The 11,910-nt window shown below is 64.0% G+C and carries 6 protein-coding genes; all 6 read right to left on the bottom strand.

What is annotated here, in order from left to right:
* Positions 1-12: 12 nt before the first annotated feature.
* Positions 13-1,539, bottom strand: a complete 1,527-nt coding sequence (locus tag A6B35_RS06160) for a malonate--CoA ligase (RefSeq protein ID WP_006202306.1) — start codon at positions 1,537-1,539, stop codon at positions 13-15.
* A gap of 63 nt (positions 1,540-1,602) precedes the next feature.
* On the bottom strand, positions 1,603-2,349 hold the full coding sequence (locus A6B35_RS06155) for a GntR family transcriptional regulator (protein WP_006202307.1): 747 nt from the start codon (positions 2,347-2,349) through the stop codon (positions 1,603-1,605).
* Positions 2,350-2,690: 341 nt separating this feature from the next.
* Complete coding sequence (gene rpe / locus A6B35_RS06150; RefSeq protein ID WP_006202308.1) at positions 2,691-3,368, bottom strand: ribulose-phosphate 3-epimerase; 678 nt, start codon at positions 3,366-3,368, stop codon at positions 2,691-2,693.
* A 244-nt stretch (positions 3,369-3,612) separates the two neighbouring features.
* Complete coding sequence (locus A6B35_RS06145) at positions 3,613-5,565, bottom strand: hypothetical protein (RefSeq protein WP_006202309.1); 1,953 nt, start codon at positions 5,563-5,565, stop codon at positions 3,613-3,615.
* A 126-nt stretch (positions 5,566-5,691) separates the two neighbouring features.
* Entirely contained in the window at positions 5,692-9,528 is a 3,837-nt protein-coding gene (locus A6B35_RS06140) for a DUF7929 domain-containing protein (protein ID WP_040582796.1), read from the bottom strand.
* Between the two features lie 10 nt (positions 9,529-9,538).
* Positions 9,539-11,779, bottom strand: coding sequence for a hypothetical protein (locus A6B35_RS06135; protein ID WP_040582797.1), 2,241 nt, complete (start codon positions 11,777-11,779; stop codon positions 9,539-9,541).
* Positions 11,780-11,910 lie beyond the last annotated feature (131 nt).

Here is an 11,910-nt window from a genome sequence, read left to right as displayed (position 1 = left end):
AGCAAGCTCAGCTCATGAGCCGGCATTCGTCGCGAAAAGATCCTTGTAGGTTTCGCGCAAAAGATTCTTCTGCACCTTGCCCATGGTGTTGCGCGGCAATTCGTCGACGAAGATCACCTGCTTGGGGTGTTTGTATTTGGCGAGCCGCCCGGCAATAGCTCCAATGATATCGGCCGCGCCGACGGTGGAGCCCGGTTTGCGAACCACGACCGCCGTGACGCCCTCGCCGAAATCCGGATGGGCAATGCCGATCACGGCGCTTTCGCTGACCGCGGCAAGGGCGTCGATCTCGCTCTCGATCTCCTTCGGATAGATGTTGTAGCCGCCGGAAATGATCAGGTCCTTGCCACGCCCGACGATATGCACGTAACCGTCGGCGTCGATCAGGCCGAGATCGCCGGTGATGAAGAAGCCGTCGTCGCGGAATTCGGCTTTGGTCTTCTCCGGCATGCGCCAGTAGCCGGCAAAGACATTCGGACCCTTGACCTCGATCATGCCAACCTCGCCCTGGGCAAGCGGGCGGCCACTGTCAGGGTCGGCGATACGCAGGGAAACGCCCGGCAAGGGAAAGCCGACCGTGCCGGCGCGGCGCTCGCCATCATAGGGGTTCGACGTGTTCATGTTGGTCTCGGTCATGCCGTAGCGCTCGAGGATGGCGTGGCCGGTGCGCTCGCGCCACGCCGCATGCGTCTCGGCCAGAAGCGGCGCCGAGCCGGATATGAACAGGCGGATGTTTTTCGCTGCCTGGCCGTTCAGGCCCGCCTGCTGCAAAAGCCTGACGTAGAAGGTCGGCACGCCCATCAGCGCCGTGGCGCCGGGCAGCAGCGCGACGATGCGGCCTGCGTCGAATTTCTGCTCGAACAGCATCGAGGCGCCGGCCATCAGGATGACGTTGGTGGCGACGAACACGCCGTGCGTGTGGAAGATCGGCAGCGCATGGATCAGCACGTCGTCGGTGCTGAAACGCCAATGCTCGACCAGCACAAGCGCGTTCGAAGCAAGGTTATCGTGGCTGAGCATGGCGCCCTTCGAGCGGCCGGTCGTGCCTGACGTGTAGAGAATAGCCGCCAGATCGTCGGGCTCGCGCGCAACATCGTGGAATTCCTTTGGCTGGTGTGAAGCACTCTCGGTCAGTGAACCTTCGCCCTTGCTGCCAAGCGTGGCTACGGCAGCGCCCGATCTCTCAGCCAGCGGTCCGATATCGGCTGCCTTCGCGGGATCGCAGACGACCAGCCGCGGTTCGGCATCGCCGAAGAAGTAGCCGAGTTCCGCCAGCGTATAGGCGGTGTTGAGCGGCAGGAAAGCGGCACCGGCGCGCAGGCAGGCAAGGTAGAGAAAAATGGCCTCCGGGCTCTTCTCAACCTGGACGGCGACGCGGTCGCCCGGCCTGACGCCGAATTGGACCAGCGCATGCGCCAGCTGCGCCGACTGGGCCAGCATATCGCCATAGGTGATGGAGCGCCCGTCATCCGTCGCCATCAGCCGCCGCCCGGGCGCGGGCATGCGGGCGCGGAAAGCGTCGAACAGGTGATTGCTCATGGTTTTCCCTGATATGGCGTCTGCAGCAGCGCAAGTATCAGATTTTTGGCGCGGGACGAGAAGCTATTTACGGCCGCGCGATGCCTTGCCGGCGCCCGCCCTGACCTGTTCGTCCTGGGCGAAGCGCTCCATGCACATGGCCGCCGTCAGGCGGTAGTGGCTGAGCAAGGCTTCGACCGCGCCGTCGGCGTCGCCATCCAGCGTGCGCTCGGCGATCAGGCGATGCTCGCCGAGATCGTCGCGTTCGATTGCCGGGCTGACCTGCGACATCAGCCGGTAGCGGGAGGCCTGATCGGAAAGCTGGTCGCAGAACCCGACCAGCCAGTGCGACCGGCAGGCTGCAATCAGCGCTCGATGGAAGGAGCGATGCAGCCTTTCCCAGTCTGGATTGTTCGACGAGGGCTCGTCCGGCAGGCGGCGCGGGGCGCGCGCCAGGCGATGCAGCGCCAGCACGAGCTGCTCTTCCCATTCCGCCGTACGGTGGGCGATCGATTCGCGCAGCGCCCGCTCTTCCAGCCAGCAGCGCGTGCGGGTCAACTCCTCCAGTTCCTCGGCGCTGACAGGCATGAGGAAGAAGCCGCGCTGGTCGTGGCGGCCAAGCAGACCTTCCGAGGCGAGACGGTTGAGAGCTTCGCGCACGGGCGAAGCCCCGGCGCCATACCGCGAAACCACCCACTCGACCCGAAGCTTGCTTTCGGTTTCGAGCACGCCGCGCAGAAGATCGTCGCGTAGCTGATGATAGACCGTGCTGGCGAGGGTGCTTTTGGGTCCGGCCCCTTCATCGCCCAGATCGGCGGTTCCGTATGTCAATATAGCTCCTGTTGCCTGCTTGGGCCCGTTGTGGATTCTTGTGTCAAAGCAGCATTGATCCCGTACGCGTACTATACCGCGCCCTGCTTTCGACGCTCAAGCAGAAGATGGCGGTATTCGACTTAAAGAGGAGAGATGGTAGTACCCCATCCGCCAATGTAACTATTGTCAGGAAAATCTCTTTGTCCCGAAGAAACCCGCGCGCGCCGAACAAGAGGCGTTTGGCGCGTTTCCTTTGCCGTTACAATCGGAAGTTTGGCGACCAAGCCCGTGCCTAGCCTAGCATTTCGGGTTTCATCGTCAGGGTCGGCTGAAGCTGTCGAATCTTGCTGCAATCGATTTCAGATGGCGGCGCGGTCCGCTGCCGTCCTGATCGCCTCGATGTTTGCCCGATAGGCTTCGACGCTGCCGCCCTTGAAGATTGCCGCGCCCGCGACCAGAACGTCGGCGCCGGCAGCGGTGACCAGGGGCGCCGTCTCCGGCGAGACGCCGCCGTCGATCTCGATCCGGATCGGCCGCTTGCCGATCATCGCCTTGACCCGCTTCACCTTGTCGACAACGGCCGGAATGAAGGCCTGGCCGCCAAAACCCGGATTGACGGTCATGATCAGGATCAGGTCGAGCCGGTCGAGCACATATTCGATTGCGCTTTCCGGCGTCGCCGGATTGAGCGACACGCCGGCCTTCTTGCCGAGGTTCCTGATGGTCTGCAGCGAGCGATCGAGATGTGGGCCGGCCTCGGCATGCACCGTTATGCCGTCGCAGCCGGCCTCGGCGAAGGCGGCCAGATAGGGGTCGGCCGGAGCGATCATCAGATGGCAGTCGAAAAAGGCCTTGGTGCGGTTGCGGATCGCCTTGACCACCGGCGGGCCGAAGGTGATGTTCGGCACGAAATGGCCGTCCATCACGTCGAGATGGATCCAGTCGGCGCCAGCCGCCGCGACGGCCTCGACCTCGTCGCCGAGCTTCGAGAAATCCGACGCCAGCACCGATGGCGCGATCAGGGTCTTTTGAGCCATGTCCGCTTCCCGTTCTTGGAACCCGCTTCCGCCCTAACGCATCGGCCCGAAAATCGGAACCGATTTTCGGAAAGCACGATGCGTAGATTCAAAAGTGTTAGAGCGTACTTTGTGCGTCCAAATGGACGCACGTCGCTCTAATGGTCCCGACGCTGCTTGTCGACAGAAATCCGGCGCCGGTGCGTTCTCCACACAAGGAGAGAGGCAGCCTCAGCCGCCTCTCTCCTTCCTGTGCGTCAGGATTTCAGTTCGCCTGCCGCCGCAGCTTGGCCTGCCCCGGCAGAAGAAACTTGGCCCTGCCTTGCTTCAACTTCTGCAAGTCCGTCACGCCCGGCTTGGGCACGCAATGTCCACGCACAAGCTTTTCGGTTGCCCGGCAGCCAGTGGTGATGATCGCATCTTTCACGCACGCCTTGCCGACCAGATGGTAGCCGCGCTTGCAGTCGATGATGACGGGAGGCTTGCGCACGCATTTGCCGTTGATGCGCAGTTCGTCGCGCCTGCATTTGTCGGCGATCACCGGGTTCTTCACGCATTTCAAGCCGACCTGACGATAGCCCGGCAGGCAGTGGATGCTGACGCCGATGCACCTGCCGTTGACGAGCTTCTCGGTGCTTTTGCACGCGGCAACGAGCGGCCTGTCGATGCATTTGCTACCCACCTGCCTCTGGCCGGGCAGGCATTTGCGGCCTGGATCGACCACCACCGGAGGCTGCCTGGGCTTGCCGAAGTCCGGACGCGTGCTGGAGACGAGATCGTCGGCTTCCGGTTCGAAGGTGCGCTTTATGCAGGTGAAATCCTCCTTGTCCGTATCGACGGTGGCGATGGTGCCATTCTGCTTGATCTCCTGCAGCGTGCACTGGATCGCGCGGGTTCTGACGATGCTGAGATCGTGGAAAGCGCTCGCCTTGAACGCACCGCCGTCGTTGAAGGCGACCCTGGTTCCGGTGAAGAAGGCGCCGTTCGAGCAGCTGATCCGGTAGTGGAACGCGCCGGGCTCGTCGCGGCTCACTTCGAATGCGACCTGGCCCTTGCGTGGGCACAGCTTCTTTCCTCCGGCACTATCGGAAACGGTCACGTCGCCTTGCCAATCGGCCTTTGCCGGCGGGTTGTCGGGATCGGCCTGCGGTGCATCGGTGAAGCCGCCGCCGCCGGCGCCGGTACAATGCACCGTGATGTCCTTCCAGCCGTCGAAGGGTTCGAACGGACCATTGCCGACGATTTCGGTCTTGTACTGGAAGTAGGCAGTTGCGCCGACATTCTCCCATTTCTGGTAGGTCGCGAAATAGCCGTTCTTGGCCGCGTCATATGACGCCCACGCCTGCTTGAACTCGGAAGTGATCGGGCCGCCGTCCTTCTGTCGCCAGATGCGCATCGAGACCGGCCCGGCCTGGTTGGCCTGCGCCCGGCTGGTAACCTTCAGCGAGGGGCAGACCGTGCCGGGCGTCGAGCCCGGTTGATTGGACTGGTAGGTGGTCAAGAACAGCTTGACGTTGTCGACCTCGAACCTGCCGAAATCGGCAGCGACGTCCTGAACCGCGGGCTTGATCACCGGATCGCAGACGATTTGGACCTGGAACGTGCCGTGCTCGGCGTAATGCGAGTTGAAGAGTGGATAAGGCCAGCTGCCCGGTTGGGTTTCGGCGACGGCATTGTCCATGTCGAGCGCCTTGTCGGTAAGCGCCGTGAAGCTGGCGTGAAACGTGTGGTTGAACGTATAGGATTTCGTCGGCCCGTCGGCTTGCAGGTGCTGGTTGCACTTGGCGATGATCTGGTCGCCATAGGGCACGACAGCAATGCCGGTATCGGACGACAGCGGTATTTCGGACGGGTCAAAGGCGAAGTTTTCCTGGTGGTCGTAGTCGCGGCTGACCGGCGCGTCGCTCCAGATCGGCGGAAACGGGCCGCATTGGCCGGGTCCGCAGACACCGAGTGCGACGCCGACATCCTGAACGTAACCGGGCCAGCGTGTATTGATCTTCATGTGGCCCCAGAACTGGACGGTGCCGCTCTTCAGCGTGTCCCATTTCTGCTTGTCGCTCGAAACGACATGGAGCGTGGTGTTGACGCTCTGCGTGTCGAAGGACATCGACTTGATGTTGGCCTGTTCGGCGAAGGCCGCGGTGGTGGCTAGTCCGGCTGCGAGCAAGGCAACGGTCGCAACCGTATTGCGAAAGGCGTAGCTGACTGAAGACATATCTCTCTCCTGAAGTGTTCCTTCAGGCGTTGGTCGCCGCTTGCCGCATCAAGGTTCACGCAATCGATCAAGCCACGAAAAACCCGCCGGATTGCTCCGGCGGGGTTTGGTCTTTTGGTACCAGGACTACGGCTTGGAGTTCAGGGTGGCCGGATCCTGCTGGTCCACCTGTGGCGCGCGCCTTGGCAGGACCTGCTGGAGGATGTTCGGATTGAGCAGCAGGTTCGGGTTGATCTCCGGCTGCCTGCGGATCGGCACGCAGTTCGGATATCTTCCAGTCGTCCCGGACGGGCAGCGCCTGATGATGATCGGCTGGCATTGGCCGTTGATCAGCTGCGAGCCCGGCGCGCATTCCTGCCGAACCCTGCGGCAGGCGCCGTCACGGACCTCGGTGCCGCGCGGACAGACACATTCGCCGCGCTTGTTATGGACCTGGCCGCGGATGGTGCACTGCTCCAGCTGAGGCTTCTTCTGCCGGCAGGCGCCATTGCGGATCTCCGTACCCTTCGGGCAGACGCAATTGCCGTTGGAGTCGTGGACCTGGCCGCGGATCGTGCACTGCTCCGGCTTTGGCCGGACCGGACGACAGGCACCATTGCGCACCTCAGTTCCTTTCGGGCAGACACAATCGCCGTTGGCGTTGTGGACCTGGCCGCGAATGGTGCACTGCTCCGGTTTCGGCCGGATCGGCCGGCAGGCGCCATTGCGCACCTCGGTCCCCCTCGGGCAGACGCAATCGCCGTCTGCGTCATGGACCTGGCCGCGAATGGTGCACTGCTCGGGCTTCTGCTTGTCGCGCACGCAGGCATTCGCATTCCTGTCGAGATGCGTGCCAGCGGGGCAGCGGCAGCTGCTGCCGTCCGCTGTCGGGACCGAACCGGGGATGGTGCAGCCCTGCGTGACCTTCACGCAGGCACCATTCTCAAGCTCGGTTCCGCGTGGGCAGATGCAGCGTCCGTCCTCAGTGCGGATCTGGCCCTTCAGCAGGACGCAGGGCTTCGGCTTCGGATCGGTGATGCCGCCGCCGCCCGGCGAGCACTGGCCGTTTCGGAAGGTGGTGCCGGGCGGGCAGACGCACCTGCCGGCATCGTTCATGACGAAGCCTTGCGAGCATTCCTTCTCCACCTCATTCTTGATGGTGAAGGGATGGCAAGCATAGGCCTTGCCGCGATCACCCTGGATGTTGGCCTGATTGCCGGTAAGCACGTCGCCGCCGCCTTGCACCCTTGTGTCGGGAGACAGGACGCCAACACAGTTCTGGCCGTTCACCGTGCCCTGCAGGTTGGCCAGACGGCCGTCGTCGGGAATGACCACGGTGACAGTGTGCACGTGGCTTTCCCCGGCGCCGAGCGTCAGGTTGGCGATGCAGGACAGGGGCAAGGTTGCCGGTTCCGGCGAGCAGCCGAAGGGCGGTTCGATCGAGGTGATCGCAACGCCTTCCAGCCTGCCGAGGCCTTCCACGCCGATCGCATCACCGATGCGGACCGGACCTGAGAAGGGGGTCGTCCCGTCGTTCGTGAGGGTGATCTCGAACGTGCAGGGCCGGCCGGGCTGACACTCGCTGTCGCCGGTCTTCTCGACGCGGATGGTCGAGACCCCGCCGCCCTTGGCGCAAGCCTGGCCAATCGGGTAGACGATGTCGTCTCCCGGCGCCGGCCCGTAGGAGCCGCGCGCGCAGTTCTCGAACTCGCCATTGGCCGAGACCGTCACGTCGAAATGCCTTGAGGTTCCGGGCGTCATCACGGCGCCGGGAATCTGGCACGACAGCGCATTGGCGGGGACCGGTCCGCAAGCCCATTCCGCGCCGTCGGGAGTGACGGCCTGGATCTGGACCGGCGCGCCGCCAGCCACCAACGTTGCCGCATCGTTGACCCGCACCGGACCGGTGGGGGCAGCGGTGCCGAGGCTGATGACGGTGATGCGACAAGAGATGACCGCGGCACCGGCGAGCGAGCCGTTGCACACTTTGGTGATGCGCAGGGCCGGCTTGCCGCCATTGGGATGGCGGAAGCGTTCCTTGGCGCAGGCCTTGTTGTTGGTGAGGTCGACCTCACCGGGGATGGGCTTCAGCGCCGCGCAGTTCTCGACGGTGTCCGACTGATAGCCGGCCGGCATCACCGCTTTGACGACGATCGGCGTCGAGGCGCCCGGCATCAACACGATGCCGGCATTGTCGCAGCGGAACTGGCCGGGGCCATTCGGTCCACATGTCCAGGGCGGGCTCGGACCGAAGGTCGAGGATGCCGGCGCGCCGCCTGGATAGTTGTCGATGACCGTCAGCGGCCCGTTATAGGGGACGCTGCCGTTGTTGATGATGTCGATCACGAAGTAACAGATGCCGTCGGGCGTGCAGACCGGGATGCGGGCACGCTTCTTCAGGATCAGGTCGACCTTCTTTTCGACCGGCGGCCGGCATTCCGGATCACGATCGCCACGCCGGCAGATCGGGATCGAGGCGCAGCCGCGATCGTTCTGCTGGCTGCCGAACAACGGCTTGCCGCTGGCGCCATAATTGTAGGTGGCGCAGTTGCGCAAGGCACCGCCTTGCCAGCCCCCGGCCGGCTTGAAACCGAGTTTGAGGTCGACGGAAGCCCCCGGGTTGAGCGTGGTCACCGGATGGGTGCACGTCATCGGCGTTGCTCCGGGCACGCAGACCCAGGGCGGATTCGGCCCTGAATCGAGCGTGGAACCGGCCGGCAGCGTCACCTCGTCGAGCACGATCTTGCCGTGATAGGGCGCGCCACCGACATTGGTGACCCGGATGGTGAAGTCGCAGCCGCCGGCCATCGTGCAACGCGACACGTCGGCGCGCTTCTCGACCTTGAGATCCGGCTCCTTGTCGGGCGGGCACCTGAGATCACGCGGGATGACGATTTCGATGGTCTGCGAGCAACACAGGCCCCAACCCTCTTCCGGACCGGCATAGGTCTCGATACCGGTGACGATGAGGTGGATGACGTCGCCGGGCGATGCCCCGACGATCTTCCAGTTGAGCACACCGCCGCCCGCCGGCACCAGTTGCGTGTCGGGGATGATGGTGATGCCGGGCGTCGTCGTCGAGAGCTGCACCCACTTGCCACCCATCTCCGGGCCAACCGGCATGTGGTAGATGAAGGCGCCACCACCGGGCACGCAATCGACCTTGCCGCGCTCCACCTTGAAGCACTCCTTGCCGGGAGGTGGCGGCGGCCGGTCGCACTTGGTCAGATCGATCCTGATCGAGGTCTTTTCGCCGGTCAGGAAATCGCCATCATCCGGCCTGCTCGGATCCTGCGACGGGATGATCTTCGCGGTGCCTGGTCCGGCGGTCACCGTGATCACACCCTGGTTGTCGACGATCGTCGGCGCGGGAAACGCCGCGTGATCGATCTTGGCTGTGATGCGGAAGTTGATAACGCGCTCGTTCGGAGCGCCGGCACCGTCGAGATCGGTGGCGGAAATCCGGAAATCGGAAACCGTCGCCGTGTCGTTCGGATCCGCCGACGTGCTGATCGTGGCACCCGGCAGCGGACCGCCGGACGAATCCGTGCCGTCGCCGGACACGTTCACGTTGACGATCTCAAGGCCGTGCGGAAGCTGGTCCTTGAAGTCGACCCTGATCTTTTTCAGTCTGGCCACGAAGCTTTGATCGGCAAATCCCTGCGGATCACCGCGCAAGCCGAAGCTCAGAGAATAGACGACGTAGTCGCAGCCTCTTTGAGTGCCCTTTTTGGTGAAGAAAGGCACGATCCGGTCAGGCCTCGGATTGACGACGCGCGAATTGTCGAGGTCGAGCCTCAGCTCCGGGCTGATCAGGACAGCGTCCTGGGCGAAGCCTTGTACCGGCGTCAGCATGGCGACCGCGATACCGGCCGCCATCAGCCAGCGCGCGCCGCGCCTGGCGAGTGACAGGGGTTTCATGATCGTCTCCATGACGGTTGATTGCTTGCTTGTCGCGAGCGGGGAGAGTGCGAGATTCATCATCTTTCCCTCCTCACGGTTCGCAGCTGACGGCCGGCGTTCTGAGCGGCACGGTCATCTTGCAGCAAGGGAAGTAGCCGCCCTTGTCGCGGTCGGACTGCCTGTAGAAGCAGAGCCCGACATTGACGGTGTCGCCCGGATAATGGCCGGTGATGTTAATCGTGTAGGGCGCGCCGGGCGCATGCGACATGGGTGAAGTCACCCCGACGCCTGGCGTCCTGGACGAAGCCTTGATCGAATCGCCGCCAAAGCCGGCATGGTCATGGAGATACAGATCGGCCTCGAGGCCGGAGGGCGTGCAGAAATACTGGACGTCTTCCACATCGAGACAGGGAGGCAGATCACCGGGCGGTGGGAAGTCCGGCGGATAGAACGGTGGCAGATAGCCGCCCGGTATCTCCTCATAGTAGCCGGCACGACCCTCGCAGGGGCGCCAGACCTCGACGTCGCCGACATGGCCTTCCACCTCGGGGTCTTCGAAATAGCCGTCGAAGTCGACGAACCACGAGCCGAAAGGTGGCACGTTGGCCGGCTTGACCAGCGGCGTCGAAGTGATCTGCACGCCGTGCACGGCAGGCGGCCCGCCGGCGGCGAGCTGTTCGGCCAATGCCGGATTGTCACGCAGCTTGTCGCCGGTGTTGACCAGCGTGTCGGCGCAGGAGCGGGTGTCGAGATTGCCGTCCGCGTCATAGCCATACTGCAGGTCCAGACCGCCGGCCGACTGCCGGTTGCCTTGCGGGAAGCCGACCGCATATTCCTGCGGCGCTTCCACCCAGACCGATTCCGTCGCCGGATCGTCCGGATTCTCGCGCCAGTAGCGGATGACCTCGCCTTTGCCGGAATCGGCGAACTGGCTGTAATCGTAGCGGTTTTCCACCGGGCCGCGCTGCGCCAGGTACATGAAGCCCTGGTTGTCGAAGGCGATGTCGGTGACGGCGTAATCCTTGTCGGCCCTGACCGTCAGCTCCCAGCGCGGATCGCCGGCAAAGCTGCCGTCGCGGGCAATGCCCACCGACCAGATCTCGGCCTTTTCGCCGACCGAGTAGTAGACCCGGCCGCCATGATAGGCGACGGACCAGACGCGGCGTTCGTCCTGGGTGTAGCCCCAGCTGTCGGGGTCTTCGCTGTCGAAGGCGGCACCCTGGATGTCCATCACTGCGCCGTCGTCGGCGACAGGGGCGAGCCCGTGCGCCGGGCGCCCGGCAACGCCGTGGTCGAAGCTGTCGATCAGCGCGCCGTTGGCGTCGATGCGATGGATGAGGCCGGTGTCGAGGTCGCTGGCGAAGAACTGGCGGTGAATGCTGTCGAAGCTGATATCGCCGATGCCGGGACCGCTGTTGGTGTCGATGTCGGCGAATTTGGACACGGCGCCGGTGATGCCGTCGATCTTCCAGATCGTGCCGGGACCGCCGCCGTTCTCGGTGCCGAACTGGCCGTCCATGAAGGCGGCGCCCGCGGTGCCGCGACGCTGCCGCTCAGGACGACCGTCGGCGTCTTCGTCAGGCGTGACGATGCGGACGCCGTGCAGCGAAGTGGCACCGGCATAGAGGTTCGGAATGCCCGAGGGAACGCCCTCGCGTACGCCGTCGTCATAGGCAAGGGCGAACACCTGGCCGATCTGTTCAGCCGTCACCTCGAAGGGCGGTGGCGTGTAGACGAGCTGGCCCTGGGCCGGTCCGCCCAGCCCTGAAACGTCGAAAACGCGCAAGGTTGCGCGCGTCGTGTCGATGAAGGTTTCGTCGACCGGATCGACGCCGGGCGGCAGGCCTTCCTCGAAGCCGGGAATGATGGTGCCGGAAAATCCGGTCACCGCCATCGAACCGGGATAGATGATCTGGGTTTCCTGCGCTTTGGCAGGGCTGCCCAGCCACAGGCCGGCGGTCAGCGCCAATGCCAGCAAAGCGCTGGCGGTTTGCCTTGCGCGGCGCAAACGGCCAGCGCGAGAGGGCACGAACGAGCCGTGATCGCGAGACATGACATTCCCCCCACAGGATACGGGAGAAACGTCCGGAGTTGCCGCGCGAATCAGGGCAAGGCGCGGCGTTCCGTCACGTTCGTCCCTGATCGAATTGTCTGCTTTCCTCCTGGTCACGATACGCTGGCTCTTACGCAGGGTCAACGGAATCAGCGAAAAGCCCAGCGCATCGACCCCGTCCCGAAGGCGATGGTCGCGCTGAGCTCCTGTTGTTCCCGGAGACCGTGGAGCCTCTGGGCTTCTGGTCATGGCGGGCTTTTCCTTTCCGGGCCGCACCATGCGGCACCTCACATCAGTCGCGGACGGAGGCGGAAAGGTTCATTGACCGAGACGAAGGCTCGTGCGTTGATCGCTCAGTTGGATCGAAGTGACTGACGGCAAGGCGCCATCATTGCGGATCGGCGCAAATG

The organism is Mesorhizobium amorphae CCNWGS0123, assembly GCF_001686985.1.
Classification (GTDB): Bacteria; Pseudomonadota; Alphaproteobacteria; order Rhizobiales; family Rhizobiaceae; genus Mesorhizobium; species Mesorhizobium amorphae.
This window is presented reverse-complemented; position numbering and strand designations above follow the sequence as displayed.